Source organism: Variovorax sp. Soil_C_19 (genome assembly GCF_057657255.1).
In genome coordinates this window covers 1-24,452 of the sequence record NZ_JBDGIV010000004.1, presented here as the reverse complement: position 1 = coordinate 24,452, position 24,452 = coordinate 1, and the positions used below count along the sequence as shown (strand labels likewise).

At 69.7% G+C, this 24,452-nt stretch carries 19 protein-coding genes and 2 pseudogenes; 7 read left to right on the top strand and 14 right to left on the bottom strand.

Going from position 1 to position 24,452, the window contains the following annotated elements; translation table 11 throughout:
* Positions 1-5 precede the first annotated feature (5 nt).
* Both AC3A6R_RS09930 and AC3A6R_RS09925 read left to right on the top strand, forming a co-directional pair.
* Entirely contained in the window at positions 6-1,535 is a 1,530-nt protein-coding gene (locus AC3A6R_RS09930; RefSeq protein WP_487861560.1) for a phosphoethanolamine transferase, read from the top strand.
* 103 nt (positions 1,536-1,638) lie between these two features.
* The gene (locus AC3A6R_RS09925) at positions 1,639-1,872 is read left to right on the top strand and encodes a hypothetical protein (RefSeq protein ID WP_487861561.1); all 234 of its coding nucleotides are present in this window, start codon (positions 1,639-1,641) and stop codon (positions 1,870-1,872) included.
* A 57-nt stretch (positions 1,873-1,929) separates the two neighbouring features.
* On the opposite strand, the gene AC3A6R_RS09920 is transcribed toward AC3A6R_RS09925, so the two are convergent.
* From AC3A6R_RS09920 to imuA, 4 genes are all read right to left on the bottom strand, one after another.
* Positions 1,930-2,859, bottom strand: a complete 930-nt coding sequence (locus AC3A6R_RS09920) for a hypothetical protein (protein WP_487861562.1) — start codon at positions 2,857-2,859, stop codon at positions 1,930-1,932.
* An 87-nt stretch (positions 2,860-2,946) separates the two neighbouring features.
* The gene (locus AC3A6R_RS09915; RefSeq protein WP_487861563.1) at positions 2,947-6,309 is read right to left on the bottom strand and encodes an error-prone DNA polymerase; all 3,363 of its coding nucleotides are present in this window, start codon (positions 6,307-6,309) and stop codon (positions 2,947-2,949) included.
* Complete coding sequence (locus AC3A6R_RS09910) at positions 6,302-7,687, bottom strand: Y-family DNA polymerase (protein WP_487861564.1); 1,386 nt, start codon at positions 7,685-7,687, stop codon at positions 6,302-6,304. Before AC3A6R_RS09910 ends, AC3A6R_RS09915 begins: the two co-directional genes overlap by 8 nt.
* Positions 7,656-8,477, bottom strand: coding sequence for a translesion DNA synthesis-associated protein ImuA (gene imuA, locus AC3A6R_RS09905; protein WP_487861565.1), 822 nt, complete (start codon positions 8,475-8,477; stop codon positions 7,656-7,658). The genes AC3A6R_RS09910 and imuA overlap by 32 nt, the downstream gene beginning before the upstream one ends.
* 173 nt (positions 8,478-8,650) lie before the next feature.
* Here imuA and AC3A6R_RS09900 point away from each other — a divergent pair, with 173 nt between their 5' ends.
* Positions 8,651-9,487, top strand: a complete 837-nt coding sequence (locus tag AC3A6R_RS09900; RefSeq protein WP_487861566.1) for a CmcJ/NvfI family oxidoreductase — start codon at positions 8,651-8,653, stop codon at positions 9,485-9,487.
* A pseudogene (locus AC3A6R_RS09895) lies at positions 9,484-10,130 on the top strand (DsbA family protein). Before AC3A6R_RS09900 ends, AC3A6R_RS09895 begins: the two are co-directional and overlap by 4 nt.
* Here AC3A6R_RS09895 and AC3A6R_RS09890 read toward each other — a convergent pair.
* Positions 10,101-11,030: a LysR substrate-binding domain-containing protein gene (locus tag AC3A6R_RS09890; RefSeq protein ID WP_487861659.1), complete on the bottom strand. Its 930-nt coding sequence runs from the start codon at positions 11,028-11,030 to the stop codon at positions 10,101-10,103. The pseudogene AC3A6R_RS09895 and the gene AC3A6R_RS09890 sit on opposite strands and share 30 nt — an antisense overlap.
* A 318-nt stretch (positions 11,031-11,348) precedes the next feature.
* Between AC3A6R_RS09890 and AC3A6R_RS09885 the strand changes: the two genes are divergently transcribed.
* Positions 11,349-12,326, top strand: coding sequence for an aldo/keto reductase (locus AC3A6R_RS09885; RefSeq protein ID WP_487861567.1), 978 nt, complete (start codon positions 11,349-11,351; stop codon positions 12,324-12,326).
* A gap of 10 nt (positions 12,327-12,336) precedes the next feature.
* On the opposite strand, the gene AC3A6R_RS09880 is transcribed toward AC3A6R_RS09885, so the two are convergent.
* The 7 genes from AC3A6R_RS09880 to AC3A6R_RS09850 all read right to left on the bottom strand — a co-directional run bounded on the left by AC3A6R_RS09880 (position 12,337) and on the right by AC3A6R_RS09850 (position 20,387).
* Positions 12,337-13,302 (bottom strand): Bug family tripartite tricarboxylate transporter substrate binding protein, encoded by a 966-nt coding sequence (locus AC3A6R_RS09880; protein WP_487861568.1) that lies wholly within the window; start codon positions 13,300-13,302, stop codon positions 12,337-12,339.
* A gap of 13 nt (positions 13,303-13,315) precedes the next feature.
* Complete coding sequence (locus AC3A6R_RS09875; protein WP_487861569.1) at positions 13,316-14,440, bottom strand: porin; 1,125 nt, start codon at positions 14,438-14,440, stop codon at positions 13,316-13,318.
* 117 nt (positions 14,441-14,557) lie between these two features.
* On the bottom strand, positions 14,558-16,243 hold the full coding sequence (gene ilvD / locus AC3A6R_RS09870) for a dihydroxy-acid dehydratase (protein ID WP_487861570.1): 1,686 nt from the start codon (positions 16,241-16,243) through the stop codon (positions 14,558-14,560).
* Positions 16,240-16,671 carry an aconitase X swivel domain-containing protein gene (locus tag AC3A6R_RS09865; RefSeq protein ID WP_487861571.1) on the bottom strand — a complete coding sequence of 144 codons (432 nt, stop codon included), beginning with the start codon at positions 16,669-16,671 and terminating at the stop codon, positions 16,240-16,242. Before AC3A6R_RS09865 ends, ilvD begins: the two co-directional genes overlap by 4 nt.
* 23 nt (positions 16,672-16,694) lie before the next feature.
* Entirely contained in the window at positions 16,695-17,996 is a 1,302-nt protein-coding gene (locus AC3A6R_RS09860) for an aconitase X (RefSeq protein WP_487861572.1), read from the bottom strand.
* 50 nt (positions 17,997-18,046) lie between these two features.
* Entirely contained in the window at positions 18,047-18,895 is an 849-nt protein-coding gene (locus AC3A6R_RS09855) for an IclR family transcriptional regulator (protein WP_487861573.1), read from the bottom strand.
* Positions 18,896-18,938: 43 nt separating this feature from the next.
* Positions 18,939-20,387, bottom strand: a complete 1,449-nt coding sequence (locus tag AC3A6R_RS09850; protein ID WP_487861574.1) for an FAD-dependent oxidoreductase — start codon at positions 20,385-20,387, stop codon at positions 18,939-18,941.
* Between the two features lie 154 nt (positions 20,388-20,541).
* Here AC3A6R_RS09850 and AC3A6R_RS09845 point away from each other — a divergent pair, with 154 nt between their 5' ends.
* On the top strand, positions 20,542-21,546 hold the full coding sequence (locus AC3A6R_RS09845) for a Bug family tripartite tricarboxylate transporter substrate binding protein (protein ID WP_487861575.1): 1,005 nt from the start codon (positions 20,542-20,544) through the stop codon (positions 21,544-21,546).
* A gap of 11 nt (positions 21,547-21,557) precedes the next feature.
* Positions 21,558-22,561 (top strand): annotated as a pseudogene (locus tag AC3A6R_RS09840) (Bug family tripartite tricarboxylate transporter substrate binding protein).
* Between the two features lie 6 nt (positions 22,562-22,567).
* Here the strand turns inward: AC3A6R_RS09840 and AC3A6R_RS09835 are convergent.
* Positions 22,568-23,452, bottom strand: a complete 885-nt coding sequence (locus AC3A6R_RS09835) for an alpha/beta fold hydrolase (protein ID WP_487861576.1) — start codon at positions 23,450-23,452, stop codon at positions 22,568-22,570.
* 44 nt (positions 23,453-23,496) lie between these two features.
* Positions 23,497-24,309 (bottom strand): DODA-type extradiol aromatic ring-opening family dioxygenase, encoded by an 813-nt coding sequence (locus AC3A6R_RS09830; RefSeq protein ID WP_487861577.1) that lies wholly within the window; start codon positions 24,307-24,309, stop codon positions 23,497-23,499.
* Positions 24,310-24,452 lie beyond the last annotated feature (143 nt).

Sequence of the window (24,452 nt, the reverse complement as noted above, 5' to 3'; positions counted from 1 at the left end):
AGCCTGTGCTGGCCGCAGCGCTGCTGTGCGCCATGTACCTGGCTTTCGACATCGGGTGGCGCGACTCGGCGAAAGCGGCACTGGTCTTCTGCCTCGGTGCCTGCGCACTGCGTGCGGTGCCTCCCCTGGCGGGGCTGCGCGCCGTTCTCGAGGTGGCATGGCGCCTCGGGTTCGCGGGGGACCTGCTGCTGCGCTCCTTTCTCATGGCCGTCTACCGGACCCATCCCGACGCGGCGCTCGTGCTCGATGCGGTCGGGAACACCTCGGCTGCGGAGTCGATGGAGTTCGCCCGGCACCATGCCGTCGACCTGGCGCTGCACCTGGCTGCGGCCGGCGCGGCGTCGTTGCTGCTCATTTGGTCGTGGCATCGGCGCAGGCGGGCGCGTTCGCATCCCGCCGCCGGCATCGTGTGCGTTGCGCTCTTTCTCGGCGTGCAGGTCAATGCAACGGCACGGGGATCGAATCCGTTCCTGTACTGGCCAGGGCAAGCGTCCAGCTACGTCGAGTACCAGGCGGGCATCCGCATGCTGGCGCTCAAGCGAGCTGCGACCGAGGACAAGCTCGATGCACTGGACGTCGCCTACACGGGGCCGGAGCGCAATACCGTTGCATTCGTCGTCGGAGAGAGCATCAACCGCAACAACTGGAGCCTCTACGGCTATGCGCGCGCGACATCACCCCGGCTCGATGCACGACAGGGCCAACTCGTGGTGTTCAAGGACGTGCTGTCGGCGAGCAGCCACACGGTCGGTGCGTTCCAGCACATGCTGACGGCGAGGGACCTGGAGAACGAGGTCGACGACGAAGCCGTACCGAGCGTGACCTTGATGGCGCGCGAGGCAGGCTACAAGACGTTCTGGATCTCGAACCAGCACGACCGCTACATCAACAACCGCTTTGCCGAGGAGGCCGACGTCAGGTTCCTTCCCAATCCGGGCGGAAGGCGCGGCGATCGAAGCCTGGATGAACGCCTTCTGCCTGCGTGGGCGGCCGCACTGAAGGACCCGGCACCGAGGAAGCTCATCATCGTTCACCTGCTCGGTGCGCATCCTCACTACGACCAGCGACGCCCGGATGAATTCAAGGTATTCAATGGCGTTGCCGACAGCGTGACGGCGCAAATGCGCAAGGCTGGCCGCATGCCCTGGATCGTGGCCCAACGCAATGAATACGACAACGCACTGCGCTATCACGACCACGTGGTCTCCAGCCTTCTCGATGGCTTCATGCAGCACAAGACGAACCAGCCCAGCGCCTTCCTCTACACCTCGGACCACGGCCAGGATGTCGGCCACACACGCAACCATGCGGGGCACGCCGAGAACCGGGCCGGCTACGAGGTGCCGATGCTGCTCTGGACATCCGGGGCCGTCAGCGCATCGACGCGCGCCGATCTTTCGGCGAGGCGCTTTCAAAGCGACATCCTCGACTGGACACTGCTGGACCTGCTCGACCTCAGCATTCGCAACGCTCAGCCGTGGCACTCGCTGATCAGCCCTGACTATCGCAGCCGCGACCGGAGCGTCAGTCCTTGAGGTGCGTTGCGGGCCGTCTCCCGCGCCGGCAAAATAACTGTACATCCATACAGTTCACCCTCTAGAATCGATCGTCTCCAAGAGCAACATTCGAGGCGACACCATGACCACCGCCCGCCCGCCGGCACCCTCTTCCCCCTCTGCGCGGGTCCTGTTTTTCTCGCCGCTGCTGCGCCAGCTGCCGCGGGCGCATGCGGCAGCGCGGCTGTCGACCTGGCCGTTCCGGGTGGCGATCGACGCGCACCCTGCCAAGCTTCGCGAAGGCGCCGACATCCGCGTTCAGGCGGCACGCGTCATCCGCACGACCGCGGTGTATTGGGGGTCGAAGGCCGGCTGAGCGGGTTGGCGTTGTGCTTCTTTTCTTTCGAGAAAGGCGCCGCGTTACCCGGCCAAGCTATCCGGCCGCGGCCGCGAGTTCGCCCAGCATGTCCTGCGCATCGTCGTCGAAGCCCGCAATGGGCTGCGCCTTCGCGAGCGCCATCCACACGCCGAAGGGAATGCGTTCGAAGGCGCGGTGCACGGCGGCGCGCGCGACGACGAGCCGCTCGCCGTCGAGCAAGAGCACGCCGCATTCGGCCGGTATCTCGTCGGGTGACGCGATGCAGCGGCCGCGCGCATCGTTGCCCAGCACGTACCAGCACTCGCCGCCCAGGTCGAGGTAGGCCGCGCGCTTGTCGGACTTGCGCAGGTCGCCGAGCAGGTCGGCGCGGCTGACCTTGACCTCGTGCACGATGGGGTGCGCATAGGCCTCGACGCTGGTGTTCCGGATCGAGAACACGTCGGGCCGGGCCATGCACCAGCGCGGCTTGCCGCCCTCTTCGAGCGCGGGCAGGCGCGCCCGCAGACCCAGGCCGCGCCAGGCGATGCGGCCGCCGCGGGTCATCTCGCGCGCCACGCGCTCGACCAGCGCCTCGTGCGGCGAGAGCGCCGCGCGGTTGAGGGTGAGCGTGGTGGCGATGCGTGCAATGCCGGCATCGGTGACGCGCAAGGTCTCGTGGCCGTGTGCGGTGCGCACGCGCTCCAGAAAGCCGCCCGCGAGCAGCTCGACCTCGATGGCGTCGCAGCAGGGCCAGCCGGCCGAACGGTAGATCTCGCGCAGCCGCCGCGCATGGTGCTTGCCGAACGGCACCTCGGCGCGCTGCATGGGCGGCGGCGGGTCGCCCACGGGCGGCGGAAAGCCGGGGTCTTCGATTGGCGGCACGACGGGCGGTGGATCGCCTTCGGGTGGCGGAGGCGGCGGCGGCATGGGAACCGGCACGTCGGGCGCGGGCGGCGGCGGACCGATGGGCCCGGCCACGGGAAGGTCAAGGACGAGTGCGGACATGGGCTACAGGTTAGCGAAAACGAGCGTCGGGCGCGAGCCATGGAACGATCGGTTGCATGGGGGTCTTCATGGGCATGCGGGCCGGCTTCAATGGAAATCGCGGCTGGTGTTGCTCTCGGCCAGTCGGCCCATGAGCGGGGTCAGGTCCTTGAAGCCGGTGGCAATGAGGTGCTGCACCTTGCCTTGGTTGTCGTCGTCGCGCTGCCAGGTGCCCTGCACCGCGAGCAGGTGCGACTTGAGCAGCGGCTCGCGCCAGGCGTCGATGACGTGGTTCCAGACGATGACATTGACGTTGCCGGTCTCGTCCTCGAGCGTGACGAAGATGGTGCCGTTGGCGGTGCCGGGCCGCTGGCGGCCCTTGACGATGCCGCAGGCGCGCACGGTCTGTCCGGTGGGCACCTGCCGAAGCTGCTCGGCACTCATGAGCTTCATGCGCGCGAGGCGCGGGCGCAGCAGCGCGAGCGGATGGCGCCGCAGCGTGAGGCCGAGCGCGGCGTAGTCGCCGACGATCTCTTCGCCCTCGGGCGCGGCGGGCAATTGCAAGGCCTCTTCGTTGACGGGCACACCGCGCAGCAAAGTGGCGCCGCGGCTGCCCGTGTCGCGCGTCGCGGTGGCGTCCCAGACCTGCTGGCGCCGATGGCCCGACAGCGACATCAGCGCATCGGCGGCGGCAAGCGCGGCCATGTCTCTGGCGTCGAGCTCGGCGCGCAGCGCAAGGTCTTCGGTGCTGTTGAAGGGCGCCTGGGCGCGGGCCGCGAGCAGGCGCTGGGCGCCTTCCTCGCCGAGCCCCGAGATGCGGTTGAGGCCAAGCCGCACCGCGGGCTGGTTGGGGTTGCCGAGGCGATCGGCATGGCGTTGGTCGGTGCCGGGCGGCATGCACGGCGCATCGGGCGCGCGGGCCTCGAGCGTGGTGTCGATCTCGCTGCACGCGACATCGACCGGCCGCACCTCGACGCCATGCCGACGCGCGTCCTGCACCAGTTGCGAAGGGCTGTAGAAGCCCATCGGCTGCGAATCGAGCAGCGCGGCCAGGAAGCAGGCGGGCTCGTGGCACTTGAGCCAGCTGCTCACGGTGACCAGCTTGGCAAAGCTCGCGGCATGGCTTTCGGGAAAGCCGTAGTCGCCAAAGCCGAGGATCTGCTTGAAGATGGCTTCGGCGAACTCGCGCTTGTAGTCTCTCGCAACCATGCCGTCGACGAGCTTCTGGTGGAACTTCTCGAGTCCGCCCTTGCGCTTCCAGGCGGCCATGGCGCGGCGCAGCTGGTCGGCCTCGTCGGCGCTGAAGCCGGCCGCGATCATCGCGATCTGCATCACCTGCTCCTGGAAGATGGGCACGCCGAGCGTGCGCCCGAGGGCCTCGCGGAGTTCCTCTTTCTCGTAGTGGATCGGCAGGCCCTTGGCGACACGCTCGCGCTGCTTGAGGTACGGATGCACCATGCCGCCCTGGATCGGGCCGGGCCGCACGATCGCGACCTCGATCACCAGGTCTTCGTAGCAGCGCGGCTTGAGGCGCGGCAGCATCGACATCTGCGCGCGGCTCTCGATCTGGAACACGCCCACGGTGTCGGCATCGCAGATCATTTCAAACACGTTCGGGTCGTCGTGCGGCACCTGGTGCATCTCCATCGTCGTGCCGCGCCAGCGGTTCATGTGGTCGAGGCCGCGCCGGATGGCGCTGAGCATGCCGAGCGCGAGCACGTCGACCTTGAGCATGCCCATGGCCTCGAGGTCGTCTTTTTCCCACTGGATGACGGAGCGGTCTTTCATCGATGCCTTCTCGACCGGCACCAGCCGCGTGAGCTTGGTGTGCGTGAGCACGAAGCCGCCGACGTGCTGGCTCAGGTGGCGCGGAAAGCCCTTGAGCCGCCGCGTCATCTCGATCCAGTGTTCGAGCCTGAGCGCGTCTTCCTGCACGCCGACGCGCTCGGCGGCCTTCTGCAGCTGTTCGCCGAGCACGGTGTCGTCGAACCAGTAGTGGTCTTTCGCGAACTCGTCGATCAGCCGCTCGTCGATGCCGATGGCCTTGCCCGCGTCCCGCAGGGCGCTGCGCGCGCGATAGCAGATGACGACGGCGGCGATGGCGGCGCGCTCGCGGCCGTACTTCTGGTAGATGTACTGAATGACTTCTTCGCGGCGCTGGTGCTCGAAGTCGACGTCGATGTCGGGCGGCTCGTTGCGGTGGCGGCTCAGGAAGCGTTCGAACAGCAGGTGGCCCTTGTCGGGATCGACTGCGGTGATGCCCAGGCAGTAGCAGACGGCCGAGTTGGCGGAAGACCCGCGGCCCTGGCAAAGGATGTTCTGCGAACGTGCGAAGCGCACGATGTCTTCCACCGTGAGGAAGAACATCTCGTACTTCATCTCGGTGATGAGGGCGAGTTCCTTCTCGACCTGCGCGCGCACCTGGTCGGGAATGCCCGCCGGATACCGCCCTGCCGCGCCCTCCCAGGTCTTGCGCAACAGCGTTTGCACGGGCGTCTCGTGGGTGCCCACGGTTTCGAGCGGGTATTTGTAGTTCTCGCGGATCACGGCGGGATCGAAGCGGCACCGCTCGGCCACGACGAGCGTGTTCGAGAGCATCTCGGGCATGTACAGCGCGGCCAGCCGCACGCGCTGCCGCAGATGCCGCTCGGCATTCGACTGCAGCGCGAAGCCGCACTCGGCCACCGCCTTGCCCTGGCGCACGGCCGTGAGCACGTCGTGCAGCGGCTTGACCGAACGCGCATGCATGTGCACGTCGCCTGCCGCCACCAGCGGCACGCCGGCCCGTTCGCCGGCCTGCACCAGCGAGACGAACCAGAGGTCGTCGTCGAGCTCGTTGAAGAGGCCGAGCGCGAGCCAGAGGTTCTCGCCGTAGAGCGCCTTGGCCGCCAGCAGGTCTTCGTGCAGCGTGGCGGTGTCCGGCGCCTGGCCGGGCTGCCGGTGCGGCACGAACAGCACCTGGCAGTGCTGCAGCGAGGCGACGTCGCTCTCGTCCCAACCCACGCGGTATTCGCCCTTGGGCAGTTCGGTGTTGCGCGCGGCGGTGATGAACTCGCAGAGGTTGCCCCAGCCCTCGGTGTCGTTCGCGATCACCACGAGCCGAAAGCGCTCGAAGCGGAACTCGCTGCCGAACAGCAGCCGGAAATCGGGGTTGCGCGGAATTTTCGGTTCGTCGGGGTGTTCGCGCTCGTATTCCGCCAGCTTGGCCGGCAGTTCGCGCAGGCAGACATGCGCGCGCACGATGCCCGCCACCGAGCATTCGTCGGTGATGGCCAGGGCCTTGTAGCCGAGCTGGTAGGCGCGCTCGACCACTTCTTCGGGCGTGGAGGCGCCGCGCTGGAAGCTGAAGTTGGTCAGGCAATGCAGCTCGGCATAGTCGGGCAGGCCAGGCACGGCGCGTGCCTTTGGCGGCAGCGCATGCACCTTGGCGGTGTTGCGTCCGCGCAGCTGCTTCTCGCTCAGGTCAGGCATAGAAACCCTGCAGGTACCAGCGCACTTCGCCCGACGGCGAAAACCGCGCCGAGGGCCGCTCGCGGAAGATCCACACCAGGCCGGCCTCGGGGCTTTCGGCGATGTAGTAGTCGCGCATGGCGGGCTGGCCGCCCTCTTCCTTGTCGCCCCACCAGCCGGCCTCGACGCGCTGCGGGCCGATGAGCCTGGCGAGCGGTCCGCGGTAGCAGGGGCGTTCGCCGTCCATCTCGAGCAGCAGGGGTTCGGGCAGCAGCCAGGCGGGGTAGATGGCGTCGGGCTGCTGCTGCGCCTGTTCGGCCTTCGGCTGCCTGCGCGCCTTGCCGGACGGTGCCTCGGGTTTCGCGTTCGCCTGCAGCGCTGGCCGCCAGGCCTGCTTGCGCTCGGGCCGGTGGTCGGCCTGCGCAGCGGGCACCACCACCCGCTCGGGCCCGAGCCGCACACTGAGCCGCTCGACCATCTCGTGCAGCTTGTCGCCCTTGCGGTTGTCCTCGGGCAGGAAGCTGGTGCTGGCGCCGGCCCACGGATCGGTCTCGAGCGTGCGCAGCCGAATCCAGCTGGCCGGCGCGGCGAGCGTGGCCAGCGCGAGCTTTTCGGACAGCAGGCGGCGCAGGTGCGCCATGTCCTGCGTGGGCTCGGCCGTGCGCACGGTGACCTGCTGGTACGGCGGCAGGTCGGCGCCGTTGAAGCGCCGCAGGTCGAGCGTCCATTGCAGCTCGAGCGCGCGCGCGCCGCGCTGGCGTGCGCGCAGCCAGATCTGCAGCGCCGACAGCAGCCGGTTGGCCGACCACATGAGCTCGGGTGCCGTTTCGGCCAGCGCGGGGAGTTCGAGCTTCTGCTCGAACACGTCGGGCAGCGTGAGCCACTGGTGGCTTTCTGGGCAGAAGCCCCAGGCAGCGTCGAGCGCATCGCGCAGCTCGGTGCCGAAGCGGCGCACGAAACCGCCGCGCGGCAGCGCCGCCACGTCGCCCCAGGTGCGGCAGCCCAGCCGCGCGAGCAGGTCGAGGTGGCCGCGCGCGGCGCTCAGGGTGTCGAGCGGCAGGCCCGCAGGCAAATCCCGAGGCCGGCGCTCGTTGCGCTCGAACAGGCGCAGCCGCGCGAGCGCGACCAGGCTGGTGGCGCCCTGCGCGCCGCGCATCACGGCGCCGGGCGCGGGGTTCTCGTGGGCCAGCTGGCGCATCAGCGACGTGCGCCCGCCCCACAGGCGTTCGCAGGCCGAGACTTCGAGCATCAGCGCCTCGTCCTGCCAGGCGACATGCGGCGTGTAGCGCAGCGCCCACCAGCCCAGCGCCTCGGGCGTGGGGAGCGTGGCGGCATCCGGCGCGTCGGGCGTGTCCGGCGCGTGAGGCTCAAGCGACCACCGCAATGCGATCCAGTGCATCGGGTCCCCCTTTCCACGCGTCGATGCGCACCACCGTGGCCGACGACGACGGCGCTGCGGCGGCCGGGTCGGCGGGCAGCATGCGGCCCTGCTGCTGCAGGCGCAGCTTGCGGCGCACCCGCGCGGCCGCGAGCAACGCACTCATGCGCTCGTTGCGTGCGGGCAGCACGACGGGCGCAGCCAGCGGCGGGCCGCGCCGCTTGAGGATGTGCAGCGCCATCTGCGAGGTGTCGGCCGGGTCGGTGTCGAGCTGGATGCGCAGCCGCGCGGGCGATGCCCCCTGCGCGGCCGAAGCGGGCCGGCATACGAACAGCAGCACCTCGTGCTGGGCGGCCGCGAGCTGCAGCCGCCGCAGTTCGCCGACGCGGGCCTGCGGCAGCCAGGCCAGCACCGCGGCCACCTCGGCGCAGCGCAGCGCCTGCTCGCAGGCCCAGAGCCGCGCGGGCGGCGCATGGCTCTTGATGCACATGAGCGCCTCGAGTGGCAGGCCCCCGGCCGCGAGCGAGGCGCCGCAGGGCTCGAAGGGCGCGCCGATCAGCACCACGGGACCGCCCCGCGCCTGCACCGCCTGGGCCAGCGCAGGCAGCAGCAGCTGCCAGACATGGGCCTCGGGCGTCGCCTGCAGCAACTCCGTCATCGCGCCCACGGGCCAGCCGCCGCCCGGCAGCTCGGCGTCGAGCGCGGCATGGCCGGTGGCGGCGACCTGGGCGTCGGCCAGGCCGAGCTCGTCGGCATGCCAGACGCCCCGGCCTGCGGCGGCGGAGAAGGAGTCGAGTGAAGGAAGACCCATGGTGATTGCGATTTAACTGTATTTTCATACAGTATTTGCCGCATTGGCAAGCGGCGGAAACCTTCTTTTCGGACGCCTTTCTCACATTCCTATGACTCATGTCACACGGACCAGAAAGCGTTTGAACGCCGACCGAGGCTCCGCTCCAATGCCTCTTTCGAAGGAGCCCCGCAATGACACCCAGCACCCCCATCACCGCCGGCCTCAATTACCTGCAGCCCGATGCGCTGCGACCTTTCAGCTACACCTTCCCGCCGCCGCCCGGCACGCCTTGGGAAAGTGGCCGCTATGCACTACACGCTGTGCCGATCGCGGATGCGCGCACGGCCACCGAGCCGCCGCGCATCGAACGCGAAGGCTTCGAACTGCGTGATGCGCCGACCGCCGTTTCGAACTTCCTGGACGACAACGAGGTCGCGGCCGTGTACCACCGCGAGGTGGCCGAACTGGCGCTCGCGGTCACTGGCGGCAGCCGCGCCCATGTGTTCGACCACCTGGTGCGCCGCCGCGAGGCCGACCGCACCGCGTTGAGCTTCGGACGGCGCGGTGCCGACGGCCGGGCCGCGGCCAACGGCCGCATCCACAACGACTACACCGAAGAGTCGGGCCGGCGCCGGCTCGCGCTGGTGCTCGGCGATACCGCCGAGGCGGCTTCGGTGCGGCGCTACTGCATCGTGAACGTGTGGCGCTCGATCCGCGGGCCCGTGCTCGACACGCCGCTGGCCGTTTGCGACGCGCGTTCGGTAATGGCCGCAGACCTGGTGAGCGCCGAGGTGCGCTACCCGCGCCGCACCGGCGAGATCTACCTGGCCACGCATTCGCCGGCGCATCGCTGGTCGTATTTCTCGGCGATGGACCGGCACGAGGCACTGGTCTTCAAGCAGTACGACGCGCAACTCGGCGGCGTCTCGCGCTTCACGCCGCATGCGGCCTTCGACCACCCCGACGCGCCGGCCGACGCGCCGCTGCGCGAGAGCATCGAGGCGCGCTGCCTGGTGGTGTTCGAATGACGTCGCCGCAAGCCCGCCCGGCGCTCGACTTCTGGTTCGACTTCGGCAGCAATTACAGCTATCTCAGCACCATGCGCATCGAGGAAGAGGCGGCCCGGCGCGGCATCGACATTCGCTGGCAGCCCTTTCTGCTGGGACCGATCTTCCGTTCCTTCGGCTGGGCCACGTCGCCCTTCGTGCTGCAGAAGGAAAAGGGCGACTACATGTGGAAGGACATGGCCCGCCAGTGCCGCAAGTACGACCTGCCATGGACGCAGCCCACGCGGTTTCCGAGAGCCGCCGTGCTGCCGCTGCGCATTGCGCTGGTGGGCGCATCGCAGCCGTGGATCGGCGCGTTCTGCCGCCGCACGATGGCGATGAACTTTGCGGACGACCGCGACATCGATTCGCCGCATGCGATGCGCGACGTGCTGGCCGCGCTCGGCCTGCCCGCGCACCGCATCCTCGAGGAAGCGGCTTCCGATGCGAACAAGGGGCCCTGCGGCGACAGACGGAAACCGCTGCAGAGGAAGGCATCTTCGGCGCGCCCACCTTCTTTGCAGGCAACGAGATGTTCTGGGGCAACGACCGGCTCGACGATGCGATGGACTTCATCGCACCCGGCGCGGACTGCTCAGGCGCTGGCGGCCCCGGCCGCGCTTGAACGCCCGGCCTCTTCCAGAAGCCAGGCAGCCACATGACGCACCTCTTCGCGCGGCGTGCCGTCGGCCTGGACCAGCCAGTAAGCGTGGCCCGAAGGCTGCACCGGCGCGAGCGTTGCCACGCGCACGAGCCGCTTGTCGGCAAGCAGCGGCCCGATGAGTTCGAGCCGCCCGAGCGCCACGCCCTGCCCCGCCAGCGCGGCCTGGATCAGCTGGTCGTACTGGTTGAAATGCAGCGCGGCCTGCGGCCGGGCATCGGCCCAGCCGGCCGAGGCCAGCCAGCCGCGCCACTGCAGCCACGGATGCTGCGGATCGTCGAAGTCGAGCAGGCACAGGTCCGTGAAGGCCGCAGCGCCATCGAGGGCGGTGAGCCCAAGCGACGGATGCGCCACCGGCGCCACCGTTTCGCCGAAGAGCCGCAATGCACCGGCCGGCGCAAGCGCCGGCGTGGTGTAGCGGATCGCCAGGTCGATGCCTTCGGTGCGCAGGTCGACCAGGCGGTTGTTGGCCGACACGCGAACGTCCACGCCCGGATGCAGGCGCTGCACCCGGCTGAGTCTGGGCAGCAGCCAGAGGCCGGTCATGCCGATGCTGGCGCTGAGCGTGACCGGGCGCTGCTCGCCGCGCCGGCCGATCGCGCCCATCACGTCCTGCAGTTGCTGCACCGCGCCGTCGGCGCTGCGAAAAAGCCGCTCGCCCTCGGCCGTGAACGAGATCGACCGGTGGCCGCGCACCAGCAGCTTCACGCCGAGCTGCTCCTCCAGGGCATGGACCTGCTTGCTGACCGCCGACTGGGTGAGGCAGAGGTCCTGCGCGGCGAGCGAGATGCTCATGCGCCGGCCGACCGCGACGAAGCCCCGCACCAGGTCGAGCGATGACAGGCGAAGCAGCGAGAGTGGCATTCCCATGGTGAATATCATGCCCGATCGAAAACGGCGGCCCGAGCCGCCATCGCCTCAACGCACTTCGCGCAGGCCCGCTCACGGTGGGCGCTACAGGGTAATCAGGGCATTCATCACGACCTCGGATGTGAAGATTTCACATCCCATCGTACGCCTGGTTACGCGTTCATGCCAGCCCGCCGAAAAGCAAGCGCGCGGGGCTACAGCGTTTTCTCGAGGACCTCCCTCGGCACAGGAAGCTGCGCGTCGGGCCGCGCCCGGTGCTATCGTGAGCGCGGTTTTTCGCCCCGCCGCAATGGAAACACCGCCGCCCTTCCCATGAAAGACCTCGGCCCGCACGATGCCTCGCCAGCGCATTGGCCCGGCGCACGCCTGACCCGCGCAGCATTCCTGCGGCTGGCCGCCGCACTGCCGCTCGGCGCCGCCGCCATGGCGAATGCAGCAACAGCGCCGCAACAACCCGCGAGCAAGATGAACACCCGCCCCATCCCGTCGACCCGCGAAGCGCTGCCGGTGATCGGCTGCGGCACCTGGATCGGCTTCGACCGCCGGCCGGGCAGCGACGAATACCAGCGCCTGCCGGGCGTGCTCGACGCGCTGTTCGCGGCCGGCGGCAAGGTGATCGACAGCTCGCCGATGTACGGCCGCTCGGAAGAAACCACGGGCGAACTGCTGGCCGCCGCCAGGCAGCGCGACCGGGCCTTCCTGGCGACCAAGGTCTGGACTTCGGGCCGGAAGGCCGGCATCGCGCAGATGGAACAGTCGTTCGCACGCCTGCGCACCAATCGCATCGACCTGATGCAGGTGCACAACCTCGTCGACTGGAAGACCCATCTCGCCACGCTGCGCGCCTGGAAGAAGCAGGGCCGCGTGCGCTACATCGGCATCACGCACTACACGGCCTCGGCCTACGGCGAGGTCGAGGCGGTGCTGCGCGCCGAGAAGCAGCTCGACTTCCTGCAGATCAACTACTCGCTCGACGCGCGCGACGCCGAGCACCGGCTGCTGCCGCTTGCGGCCGACCTGGGCGTGGCGGTGATCGTCAACATGCCCTTCGGCGGCGGCGGGCTGCTGCGCCGGCTGCAGGGCCGGCCACTGCCCGCATGGGCGGGCGAGATCGGCTGCACGAGCTGGGCGCAGGTGCTGCTGAAGTTCGTGCTGGGCCATCCGGCCGTGACCTGCGCGATCCCGGGCACCGGTCGCCCCGAGCACATGGCCGACAACGCCGCCGCGGGCGCGGGGCCCGTTCCCGATGCCGCGTTCTGGCGCAGCAACGCGCCCGCCATCGAGCGCTGAATCGCGCCGGCTACTCGAACTTCACGTTGTGCTCTCGCACGGTGGCGCCGAAGGCCTCGTACTGCGTGCGGAAGAATTCGGTGAACTTCGCGGGGCTCATGCCGTAGCCCTCGAAGCCCTGCTGCACCAGCTGCGCATGCACCTCGGGCCGCTTCAGCGTGTTCTGCAGCTCCTGCGACAGCCGCTCGGTGATGGCCTGCGGCAGCCCGGGCGGACCGAAGAAGCCGGCCCACGGCGTGATGGTGAGCTTGCCGAGCCCGAGCTCGCCGCCCGTGGGCACGTCGGGCAGCAGGCCGCTGCGCTGCGGCAGCAGCGTGACCAGCGCGCGGATGCGCCCTTCCTTCACGAAGCCCGGCGCCAGCGTGCCGGTGGTGAACATCATGTGGATCTGGCCGCCGAGCAGGTCGGTCATGGCCTGCATGTCGCCCTTGTAGCGCGCGTTGACCACCTTGCGCTCGCCCAGCAGCTGCAGCATCGCGAGCTCCGAGGCGCTGTTGCTCGAGGCCGAGTTGTAGGCGCCCGGCTTGGCCGCCACCAGCGCGAGCAGCTCGTTCACGCTCTTGGCCGGCAGGCTCGACGGCACCACCAGGAACATCGAGAACTGGCCGGCCGAGCTGATCGGCGTGAAGGCCTTGAACGGGTCGTAGGGCGGCGTCGGCCGCAGCGTGGGCGCGGCCACCATGGCGGTGTTGGTGCCCATCAGCAGCGTGTAGCCGTCGGGCTTGGCCGACGACGTGGCCTGCGCCGCGAGCACGCCGTCGGCGCCGGGTCGGTTCTCGACAATCACCTGCTGGCCGAGCTGCTTCGAGAGCCCTTCCGCAATGATCCGCGTGAGCACGTCGGCGCCGCCGCCGGGCGCGAAGCCGACGATCAGCCGCAGCGGCTTGTCGGGGAAGGCGCCGCCGGCGCTCCACGCCGCTGTGGCGGGCAGCGTGGCCGCGGCAAGTGCGGCGAGATTGAGGTGTCTGCGTTGCATGGGGTCGCTCCTTTCAGAACAGGTGCCGCACGCCGAACTCCCAGCCCGACGAACGCTGTCCGCCCGCCGGCGCCACGCCGCCGCTGACGACGTAGCGCGCCTGGCCGCTGTTCATGAGCCGTGCATAGGTGCCGTAGAGCGCGGTGCGCTTCGAGAGGTTGTGCACGTAGCCGATGCCGAACTGCCGCGCGTTGTCGCGGTTGCGCGGCATGCCGTCGGCATGGCGCAGGCTGTCGTCGCTGCGGTCGTCGAGGTAGGCGTAGCTCAGGCGGATGCGGCCGACCTCGAACGCCGGGATGTGCGCGCCGATCTCGGTGGTGCCTTTGCGCACCGTGCCGGCCGCGAGCTTCACCGTCACGCGGTTGTAGAGCGCGAAGAACTTCGCGAAGCCCGCGTCCCAGCTTGCGCCGACGTTGGCGTGCGTGTAGTTGCCGATGGCCGCGGTGGCGTCGAAATGCGTGCGCGTCACGGCCGCGGCGATGTCGAAGGCGCCCGAGGCGAAGCCGAAGCGCGCGCCGGCGAAGTTGCCGTCGTCGCGGTTCGGCGCCGTGGAGTCGTTCTCGCCGGTGCCGGCCATGGCCATGCCGTAGAAGCCGCCGAGCCCGGCCGGCAGCCAGTAGCTCACGGTGTTGCTGCCGGTGATGCCCGTGGGCAGCGGCCCCGTGCCCGCTCCCGCGAACGTGAGGTTGCCCGCGCGCGCCACGCCGTTGGCATTGAAGGGATCGAAGTAGATGCTGTTGTAGTGCGTGGGAATGAAGTCGCGGCCGAGGCGCACTTCGCCGAAGCGCTGGTGCGAAAGGCTCACGAAGGACATGCGGTCGAAGGCGATCGGCCCCGCCGTTCCCGCGCCGCTCGGCTGGTTGTTGGTGTTGCTGGCGCGGCCGCCGCCGGTGTCGGGGTTCAGGCTGGCTTCGAGCCAGAAGCCCGCGCGCAGGCCGCCGCCCAGGTCTTCGGTGCCGCGAAAGCCGAGGCGGCTGGTCGAGAGCCCGCCGTTCGACAGCGCGGTGACCGAGCCCCCGCCGCCGCTGCGCGTGTGCTGCACGCCGAGGTCCATCACGCCGAACACGGTGACGGACGACTGCGCATGCACTGCGCCGCCCGCCAGCCCCAGCGCCGAACACATCAATAGTCTTTTCATGGCTGTCTTGTCTCCTGCTTCTTCTCTTGGTTGAACAACAACTCGGGTGCGCGCAGGGCTGCGCCACCGGGGGCGGAACTGCGTCCGCGCCGGTTGCGAAAGCCGTGCGAGAAAAACTTACTGCTCGGTGCGCACGAGCACCGCGCCTTTCGAGAGAGGGCTCACGTTGCGCCGGTACTGCTGCAGCCATCCGGTGTCGTGCATCGGCGGCGGCGCCTGCCAGTCGGCGCGGCGCGTCTGCAGCTCGGCGTCGCTCAGGTCGACGTCGAGCCGGCGCGCATCGAGGTCGATGGTGATCCGGTCGCCGTCTCGCACCAGGCCGAGCGGCCCGCCGAGCGCGGCCTCGGGCGAGACCTCGGCCACCACGAGGCCCTTGCAGACCAGGCCCGAGAGGTGGCCGTCGGTCAGTATCGCGACCTGGTCGCCCAGGCCCGCGCCGTCGACCGCGAACACCACACGCGAGGCACCGCCGCCCATCGCAGGGCCGCCGCAGGCACCGGCGCCGCGCATCACGACCACTTGGCCCGGCACGATCTCGCCCTTTTTCAGCGCCGCGATGGCGGCATCGGACGTCCAGAAGCACACCGCCGGGCCGGTGAAGCGGCGCACCTTGCGCTCGGCGATGCCGGCCTTGACCAGCCCCGATTCGGGCGCGAGGTTGCCGCGCAGCAGCACGATGGCGGGCAGCGGTGCCACCGGGCGGTCGATGGGGCGGATCACCTCGGCATCGGCCACGGCCGCATCGCGCAGGTTCTCGGCCACGGTGGCGCCGGTGACGGTGAAAGCGTCGGTGTCGAGCAGCGGCGCCAACTGCTTCATGAGCGCGCGGCAGCCGCCGGCCGCCTCGAAGGCCTCGATGCTGTGCTCGCCGATCGGGCGCACGCCGGCCAGCACCGGGGTGTCGGGGCCGAGGCGCTCGAACAGGCCATACACGTCGACGCCGCATTCGCCTTCGGTCGACACGGCCTGCAGGTGCTTGGCCGTGTTGAGCGACGCGCCGGTGGCGAGCACCGCACGCACCGCGTTGGCGAAGGCGCCGGGCGAGAGGATGTCGCGCGGCTTCAGGTCGTCCCACACCATCTGCACGATGCGTGCGCCGGCGGCGCGCACGTCGGCCATCATCTTCGGGCTCAGTGCGGCGACCGGCGCGCTGCCGGGCAACGCCATGCCGAGCGCCTCGCAGACGATGTGCATCGAGTTGGCCGTGCCCAGGCCCGAGCACACGCCGGGGCCGCGGATCGCCTCGCGGCTCATGGCCACGAGTTCCTCGACCGGCAGGTTGCCCGTCACCGCATGCATCGCGCCGATGAACACCTCCTCGATGTCCATGTGCCGGCCGCGGTACTCGCCGCTGGGCTGGTAGCCGCAGGGCACGAGCAGGGTCGGGATGTTGAGCCGCGCCGCCGCCATGAGTTGGCCCGGCACGGTCTTGTCGCACGAGGTGAGGCAGACCATGCCGTCGAGCTGCGCGCCCTCGACCGCCACTTCGATGTCGTTGGTGACGAGGTCGCGCGCGCCGAGCATGTAGGCGCCGCGTGCGCCGGCGCCGGTGATGAAGTCGCTCGGCGCGGCGGTGCGGATCTCGAACGGCACGCCGCCCGCGGCGCGGATCGCGGTCTTGATCTCAGCCGCCACCTGGTCGAGGTGGCTGAAGCAAGCGGCCAGCTCGGACGAGCTGTTGACGATGGCGATCTTGGGCTTCTCGCAGTCTTCCTCCGGGATGCCGAGCGCGCGCCAATGCGCATTGCGCACCGACCAGAGGTAGGAGCCACGCGGGAAGTTGCTGCGCAGGGGGCGGGTCATGGGCGGTCTCCGGAGAGGTTCTTCTTCTTGGTGATCTCGATCACGCCGCGGTCGGCGTCCACGCGCACCCAGTCGCCGGTCGCGATGCATTCGAGCGGATCGCGTTCGAAGTCGGTCATGGCGGGCGCGTGGGTGACCACGGCGCCGAGCGCCATCTTGGTGGTCATCTCGTTGAACAGGAATGCGGCGGGCGCGACGTTCATGAGCCGCGTCATGTGGAACATGGCCGACCAGCCCGACGATCCCTTGGCGCCGGGAAACACCAGCACCTTGCCCGCGAAGCTCTGGCCGCGCAGTTCGTGCCGCGTCTCGACAATGCTGCCGGTGCGCGGGTCTATGCCGCCCCAGCCCGAGATGCGGTCGCGCGTGACGAGCGCCTCGCCCTCGGCGACGCCGCCGACGACCTTGCGGCCGCGGATGATCAACATGGTTTCGCTCAGGCTCGCGGCGCTCATTGCATGCCCCCATTCCACCGCCCCGTGCAGGCCGCATCGATGCATTCCGCCGTGCTGCCGAACCACGCCTGCACCCCGAGGATCGCCGGCAGGTAGTGCGCCTGCTTGGCGGAATCGAGCGCGACGGTCTTCGTGCCCTTGGGCACGGCGCGGCTCATCGCCGAGCAGCTGTCGGTCATGAGGATGCCGCCCGCGTCCTCGATGATCTTCGTGTAGCCGTTCCGGTCGGCAAGCGACTTGATGGCCCGCGGCGTGAAGATCCAGAGCTCGCAGCCGTCATGCACCTTGCGCCCCTCGATGAGCTGCGCGGCTTCCCAGATCTGCTCGATGGTGTAGTGCGGGCAGCCGAGCATCACGTACTGCACGTCGGCATCGCGGCCGGTGGCGTTGATCTTCTCGTAGGTGGCGCGGCGCTCGGCCTCGCCGTAGTGCAGCACCGCCTGCGGCTTGCGCCCACCGAGCGCCTGCTCGAGCGTCAGCGCCTCGGGCGTGATGCCGACGATGTGGTACATCTCCACGCCGCCCGACGACGACGCGGCCGCGCCGAAGTGCTTGAGCCGCGGCAGGTTCGGCACCCGGGCGATGCCGCGCCGGCTGTGCACCACCGGCACGCGCTCCTGCACGTGCTCGCCCATGAAGTAGCCCAGCAGGCCCCAGTCCTGCACCGACTCGACCTCGATGCCCGCGTCGAGCTCGATCACGTGCGTGGCATGGCGGTTCTCGTCGAGGTGGTAGCCCCAATAGGGAATGCGGCCGGTGAGCATGGCCGCGCCGGTGCTCTCGCGGCCCTCGGTGTTGGTGCGCGCGCCGAGCACCGAGTTGCAATACACCACCGCCGACGATTCCATCCACGCGCAGTGCTCGCCGCGCGTGGGGATGTTGCCTACCTGGTAGGGCGTGCAGGTGTTCATGATCTGCGCGCCGAGGCCGGCCGCGTGGCGCTCGCTGCGCTCGTAGAACTGCACGATCTCCTCGCTCACGCCCATGCGCTCGGGCTGGCCGGGGTCGAAGCCCAGCTGCAGGTGGCTCGTGAAGACCTTGAACTTCGGGATCTCGACGGTCTCCTGGCTGTCGAGGCTGAATTCGGAGAACACCGCGTCCATGCCGCCGCCCTTGGCGAGCGCGAAGTCGCGCTGGAACGGCGTGGTCGAGGTGATCGATGCGCAGACGTTGCGCGTCTCGACCAGCCGCTCGGCGCCGAGCGCTTCGCCGTAGCGCATCAGCAGGTCCATGGCCTTCTGCACGGCCGGTCCGTCGCGGCCGTCGTACATGGCTTTTTCTTCATCGCTCAGGTGCATGGCCTGTGTCTCCGTTCTTCTTTTCCGTCGTGGGGGGAATCTGGTGGTCGCTAGCCCGATGTGGGCGACGGCACGTGGCCGCCGATGTCGCGCGCGATGGTGAGTGCGATGTCGTGCAGCCGCGGCGCGAGTTCGTTGCGCAGCCGCTCCTCGGTGAACACGAAGGCCGCGCCGCCGCCGTTGAGCGCCATCACCTCGCCGTCGGGCCCGACGAGCGGCACCGACACCGAATTGATCTCGCGGTGGAACTCCCCGAGCGACAGGCAGTAGCCGAGCCGCTTCGCCTCGCCGATGGCACGCGCCATGGGCGCCGCAATGCCGTCCCATTCGGGGCCGCGCAGCAGGCGCAGCGAATCGACGAGCTGGTTGCGCGCGGCCTCGGGCAGCGCCGACAGGTAGGCGCGGCCGAGCGCCGAGTTGGGCAGCGGCGCGCGCGAGCCCACGTCGAGCCGCGCCGACAGCATCGACGAGCGCGGCCGGCAGGCTTCGATCAGCACCATCTCCATGCCGTCGCGCACCGCCAGGTAGACCGAGGCGCCGACCTCCTCGGCCATGGCCTGCATGCTGGGCCGCGCGGCGGCGCGCACGTCGAGGCTGCCGAGGAACACGCGCGAGAGCGACACCACGCCGGGGCCGAGCATGAGCCGGTCGGCCGCGGGCGCGCTCTTGAGCATGCCGAGCGAGAGCAGCGTCGCGACCAGCCGGTTGACGGTGGCGCGCGGGATGCCGGTCATGCGCGCGATGTCGGCATGGCCCAGCACCGGCCGCTCTTCGCTGAAGCAGCGCAGCACCGAGATGCCGCGCTCGAGCGCGCTCACGGTGTCGGAGCGGTCGGCACGCGACTCAGCGGCGTCGGGCGATGCAGAAAGTGAGGAGGTTTCGTTCTTTTCAGTGGACATGGGAAAACCCGTTGCAAGACCCAGGACCATGCAATGTAGAGGTTCAGGCTTCGGCCGCTGCTGCCGGCGCCTGCGCGCCCTGCCCCGCACCGGCGCGCAGGTACACGCCCTGCGCGAGCAGCGCCGACTGCAAGGCGCCGATGCCGACCGCGCGCGGCGCGATGCCGCCCTGCGAGGCCAGCGCGGCGGCCACGCCCGCGGCCTGGCCGGTGATCCAGCATTGCGGGATCTCGCGCATGAAGCCGTGCGAATTCCGGTCGCACGAGATGTGCCGGCCGCAGGCGAGCAGGCCGTCGAGCTGCTGCGGCACCAGCGCGCCGTAGGGAATGGAGATGTTCGGGAATTTCGGCGACACCGCGGGCGTCACGCCGATCTCGTCGGCCAGCGCCACGCCGTCGGGCCACTGGCTGCGCAGCACCGCACCCACGCCCGTGAGGCGCCGCGCATGGCGCACGCCGATCTGCGGCGCGCTGAGCATCAGGTAGGCGTCCTCGAAGCCCGGCGCATGGGCACGGAAATAGTCGAGGTGCGCGGCCATCGCGCGATGCGAGCGCACCTCGACCGCGGTGAGGTCGTCGACGTCGAGCGCCGAGTAGCCCGACTGGCGCGGCCCCATGAACAACGCCACGTCGTTGCGCCAGGAGACGAAGGGGCGCTCGAACAGGCCGAGCTGCTCGCGTCCAAGCGCCATGAAAGCGCTGAACGCCTCGGGCTGGCCGGCCTTGAACGCGATCCAGCGGTTCATGTCCACGCCGCCGAAGAGCCACGAGGTGTTCATGCAATGGTGCACGTCGGCTTCCTCGATGTCGTTGACGAAGGCGGCGCCGGCGCGCGCGAACAGGTCGCCGTCGCCGGTGGCGTCGACCACCACGTCGGCCATGATCGCCATGCGCCCTTCCTTGCTTTCGAACACCACGCCCTTCACGGCGCCGTCCTGCACGATCGGGATCGCGGCCCACGAGTGATAGATGAGCTTGACCTGGCGCTCGAGCACGATCTCCTGCGACAGCAGCTTGAGCCGCTCGGGGTCGATGGTGGGCGACCAGGTGACCACGCCGTGGTAGGCGGCGGTGCGCTGCGACCAGTGCGCGGCCTTGGCCGGGTCCTGCGAGCCCCAATCCTCGCGCGCCGGGCCGGCGATGGCCTCGGCCGGCAGGCGGTCGAACAGCTCCTCCGCAAAGCCGCGGATCACGAGCTGGCCCTCCCAGTCGGTCATGCGGTCGATCCAGATCACGAGCCCGCCGGTGGAAAGGCCGCCCAGGTGGTTGTAGCGCTCGAGCAGCGCCACGTCGGCGCCGGCGCGCGCGGCCGCCGCGGCCGCGGCCGTGCCCGACGGGCCGCCGCCGACCACCAGCACGCCGCAGCGGTGGTAGACCGGAATCTGCTTGCCGGGCTCGGCCCAGCTGCCATGGTCAGGGCGCTTGACACGGCTGTCGCGGTCGAAGATGTCGGAGGACAGGATGCGCTCGTCGGTGCGGACGACAGTTTTCATGAATGCGTTCTCGGCTAAGCTGGTTTCGTCATATTTTGATTTCAACTTCCATTTTGTCAACTTGATTGATGTATGTTCGGGGTATTCCCTAGTGAATATGGCTTTTTATGGTTTTCAAGATCAATATACGCGCCGAAAACCAACGGAGACATAGATGAACAAACTTCCAGGCACCCGCCGCGCGTTCAGCTCGGCGCTGGGCGCCGCGGCCCTGCTGGGGTTGGCGCCGCGCGCCTTCGCGCAGGAAGCGCAGGGCTTTCCCGCACGCGGCAAGCCGATCCGGATCGTGGTCGGCTTCACGGCCGGCGGCGGCACCGACGCGCAGGCGCGGATCGTGGCGCAGAAGCTCGGCGAAGTGCTCGGCACCGGCGTGATCGTCGACAACCGCCCCGGCGCCAGCACCATGCTTGCCGCCAGCGAGGTGGCGCGCGCCCTGCCCGATGGCCACACGCTGCTCTACGCGCCCTCGTCCACCATGGCGCAGAACCCCCACACCTTCGCCCAGGTGCCCTACGACCCGTTCAAGGACTTCACCGCCATCTCGATGGGCGGGCGCGGGCCGCTGGTGCTGTCGGTGAGCACCACGGTGCCGGCCTCGAACGTGAAGGAACTCGTCGCCTGGGTGAAGGGCCGTCCGGGCCAGGTGAGCTACGCCTCGTTCGGTGCGGGCACCTCGTCGCACATCTACGGCGAGGCCTTCGTGCAGAAGACCGGCATCGACGCGGTGCACATCCCGTACAAGGGCGGCTCCGACGCGGCCAAGGACCTGATCGGCGGGCGCGTGCAGTACATGTTCGACTCCGCCTCCTCGGCCATCATCACTTCGGCCACGGGCAAGGTGAAGATCCTCGCCGTGGCCGCGAACGCGCGCATTTCCGCGCTGCCCGAGGTGCCGACCTTCACCGAGCAGGGCTACGCCGGCCTCGACCTGCCGAGCTGGCTCGGCTTCTACGGACCGGCGCGCATGCCGCCGGCCGTGGTCGCCACGCTCAACGCCGCACTCGCCAAGGTGCTCGCCATGCCGCAGGTGCAGGCGTTCTACCGCACCGGCGGCTACGAGGCCGGCGGCTCGACGCCCGAGGAATTCGCCGGCATCACGCGCTCGACCTACGAGCGCTGGGGCGCGATGGTCCAGCAGGTCGGGCTGGCCAAGCAATGACGGACGGCACCATGCATTCTTCTTCGCGCCGGCGCCGACTCGCCGCTTCGCTCGCGCTGCTGCCGCTCGCTGCGCTGCCGTCGATGTCGGTTCGCGCAGCCGACGCGCCCGCCTTTCCCGACAAGGGCCGCACCGTCCGCATCGTGCTCGGCCTCGCGGCCGGCGGCGCTTCCGATGCGCAGGCGCGCTTCGTCGCCATCAAGCTCGCCGAGGTGCTGCAGACGCCCGTCATCGTCGAGAACCGGCCCGGCGCGAGCTTCATCCTCGCCACCGAAGAGGTGATCGCGCCGCGCCCGACGGCTACACCCTGATGTATGCGCCCTCTTCCGTGGTGGCGCAGAACCCTCAGACGCTCGCGCAGGTGCGCTACGACCCGTTCAAGGACCTTGCGCCGATCTCGCTCGGCGCGCGCGGGCCGCTGGTGCTCACCGTGCATGCGAGCGTGCCCGCACGCAACGTGCAGGAGCTCATCGCCTACATCAAGGCCAACCCCGGCAAGATCGCCTACGCCTCGTTCGGCACCGGCACCTCGTCGCACATCTACGGCGAGGCCTTTGCCCAGCAGGCCGGACTCGACGTGGTGCATGTGCCCTACAAGGGCGGCGCCGACGCCGCGAAGGATTTTCTCGCGGGCCGCGTGCACTTCTACTTCGATGCCGCGCCCAACGCGATCCAGAACACCGCCACCGGCAAGGTCCGCATGCTCGCCGTCGCAGCGCCCCAGTCCAGCCCGCTGTTGCCTGGCGTGCCGACGATGGGCGAGCAAGGCGTGAGCGGCGTCGACATGCCGAGCTGGCTCGGCTTCTACGGCCCCGCGCGCATGCCCGCGCCCGTGGTCGCCAGGCTCAACGCGGCGCTCGCGCAGGTGCTCGCCATGCCCGCCACGCGCGACTTCTTCCGCCAGGGCGCCTACGAGGCCGAGTCGTCGACGCCGCAGCAACTGGCCGAGCTGACGCGCGCGACGTATGTGCAGTGGGGGGCGACGATCAAGCGGCTGGGGTTGGCGAAGCAATGACGAGGTTCAGCGCAGGAAGTCGAGCACGCGTCGGTTGAACGCATCGGCGCGCTCGTACTGCGCCCAATGCCCCGCCCCATCGATCACCGCCCCTTCGCGCTCGGCGTGCCCGGCGACCAGCTGCGCCACGAGCGGCCGCGGATCGGCAGTCACGTCGTATTCACCCCAGAGCAGCAGCTGCGGCCCGCCGATCGCGTCGAGCGCGGCCTGCAGCCCGCCGGCTTGCGACACGTCCTTGCTGCGAAAGCGCGTGCCGTGGCAGGCGATGTCGTGGATCTCGAAGGCGAGCGCATCGATGGCCGCGTTGTCGTGCAGCATCAGCGCGCCGAGGTTGTGCAGCAGCGCGGCACGTTCCGCGTCGCGGCCCGCCGCGACGCGCCAGTTGATCATTTGCACGGCCATGCGCCGGAGCGTCCCGTGGCCGCCGCTGCCCACGAGCAGCAGGCGCCGGATGGCACCACGCCGCACCGCAAAGCGCGCGGCGGTGAGGCCGCCGAACGAGAAACCGCCGAGATCGATGGGCGTGTCCGCGCCGATCAGCTGGTCGAGCGAGCCGCCGAGCGCATCGAGCAGCGGACCGAGCGGGTCGCCGCCGGGCACCGCGGGTGACGGCGCATCGGAATCGTTGAAGCCCGGCATGTCGGGCAGCCACAGCGTGCGGCCGGCCGACAGCGCCTCGACGTTGCGCAGCCAGTGCATCCAGCTGCCGTGGCCGCCGTGCAGCAAGACGAGCGGCGGCTTGCCGCTTTCGGCGGCATCGCCGAAGCGGCGCCAGCAGACGCGCACGCCGCCGTGCTCTACGTCATGCCGCGTGCCAAGCGCGGCGATGCGGTCGATGGTGGCGCGGGCCGCGCGCTCGGCGGAAGGATCGGGAATCGGGGAAGAAGGCATCGCCCGATTTTGCCAAGGCGCGCTGCCCGTTCGTCCGCGGCTTCTCAGCCCGCCGCAGCGCCGAAGCGATAGCTCGACACCACGAGCCCGCCCATGAAGTCCTCCTCGTGGTAAATGCGCTCGCCGGGCTCCTGCTCGGCCGCGCCCACCGCGACCATCAGCGGGATCAGGTGCTCCTCGCGCGGATGCGCCATGCGCGCCGACGGCGCAGAGGCCCATTGGTGCAGGCGCAGCACGCGTTCGGCGGGCGCCGAATCCACGGCCGTGTGATCGAGCCAGTCGCCGAAGTCCTTCGAGACGCCATGCGCCTGCGGCCCGAAGTTGCGCAGGTTGTGATAGCTCAGGCCGCTGCCGACGATGAGCACGTTCTCGTCGCGCAGCGGCGCGATCGAGCGGCCGAGCGCGAGGTGCTCGGCGGCATCGAGGCCGCGCTTCAGCGACAGCTGCACCACAGGCACGCTGGCGTCGGGAATCATCGCGGCCATCGGCGAGAACATGCCGTGGTCGAAGCCGCGCTGGGGGTCGATGGCCACGGGCAGCCCGGCCGCACCGAGCAGCGCTGCGACCCGCTCGGCGAGCGCGGGCGAACCGGGCGCGTCGTAGCGCACCTGGTAGGTGTGGGCCGGGAAGCCGCCGTAGTCGTAGACCATCGGCGGGCGCGGGTTGCCCTGCACCATGAAGACCGGCGCCTCCCAATGCGCCGACACCATGAGCACGGCCGCGGGCGTGCGGCCGATCTGGCGCGGCATGTCGGCGAGGGCGGCGGCAAGCTGGTCGTAGGTGCCGCCCATCTCCTTCCTCATCCAGGGCCAGGGGCCGCCGCCGTGCGAGATGAAATAGGTGGGAAGGCGGGTCATGTCGATGCTCCTTGGTTCAGGCATGGCATCGACTGTAGACATTTCCGAAGCCCGAGCGCGCCCTAACAGGCTGTTGAATTTCTCCCCTGTGTAAACGGGGCCTACAGGGTCATCGTTGTTGATACCGTGTTCATGCTCATCAT

Coding starts and splice junctions, on each gene's coding strand:
- AC3A6R_RS09925 (WP_487861561.1), top strand. CDS start 1,639: ATGACCACCGCCCGCCCGCCGGCACCCTCTTCCCCCTCTGCGCGGGTC.
- AC3A6R_RS09920 (WP_487861562.1), bottom strand. CDS start 2,859: ATGTCCGCACTCGTCCTTGACCTTCCCGTGGCCGGGCCCATCGGTCCG.
- AC3A6R_RS09915 (WP_487861563.1), bottom strand. CDS start 6,309: ATGCCTGACCTGAGCGAGAAGCAGCTGCGCGGACGCAACACCGCCAAG.
- AC3A6R_RS09910 (WP_487861564.1), bottom strand. CDS start 7,687: ATGCACTGGATCGCATTGCGGTGGTCGCTTGAGCCTCACGCGCCGGAC.
- imuA (WP_487861565.1), bottom strand. CDS start 8,477: ATGGGTCTTCCTTCACTCGACTCCTTCTCCGCCGCCGCAGGCCGGGGC.
- AC3A6R_RS09900 (WP_487861566.1), top strand. CDS start 8,651: ATGACACCCAGCACCCCCATCACCGCCGGCCTCAATTACCTGCAGCCC.
- AC3A6R_RS09890 (WP_487861659.1), bottom strand. CDS start 11,030: ATGCCACTCTCGCTGCTTCGCCTGTCATCGCTCGACCTGGTGCGGGGC.
- AC3A6R_RS09885 (WP_487861567.1), top strand. CDS start 11,349: ATGAAAGACCTCGGCCCGCACGATGCCTCGCCAGCGCATTGGCCCGGC.
- AC3A6R_RS09880 (WP_487861568.1), bottom strand. CDS start 13,302: ATGCAACGCAGACACCTCAATCTCGCCGCACTTGCCGCGGCCACGCTG.
- AC3A6R_RS09875 (WP_487861569.1), bottom strand. CDS start 14,440: ATGAAAAGACTATTGATGTGTTCGGCGCTGGGGCTGGCGGGCGGCGCA.
- ilvD (WP_487861570.1), bottom strand. CDS start 16,243: ATGACCCGCCCCCTGCGCAGCAACTTCCCGCGTGGCTCCTACCTCTGG.
- AC3A6R_RS09865 (WP_487861571.1), bottom strand. CDS start 16,671: ATGTTGATCATCCGCGGCCGCAAGGTCGTCGGCGGCGTCGCCGAGGGC.
- AC3A6R_RS09860 (WP_487861572.1), bottom strand. CDS start 17,996: ATGCACCTGAGCGATGAAGAAAAAGCCATGTACGACGGCCGCGACGGA.
- AC3A6R_RS09855 (WP_487861573.1), bottom strand. CDS start 18,895: ATGTCCACTGAAAAGAACGAAACCTCCTCACTTTCTGCATCGCCCGAC.
- AC3A6R_RS09850 (WP_487861574.1), bottom strand. CDS start 20,387: ATGAAAACTGTCGTCCGCACCGACGAGCGCATCCTGTCCTCCGACATC.
- AC3A6R_RS09845 (WP_487861575.1), top strand. CDS start 20,542: ATGAACAAACTTCCAGGCACCCGCCGCGCGTTCAGCTCGGCGCTGGGC.
- AC3A6R_RS09835 (WP_487861576.1), bottom strand. CDS start 23,452: ATGCCTTCTTCCCCGATTCCCGATCCTTCCGCCGAGCGCGCGGCCCGC.
- AC3A6R_RS09830 (WP_487861577.1), bottom strand. CDS start 24,309: ATGACCCGCCTTCCCACCTATTTCATCTCGCACGGCGGCGGCCCCTGG.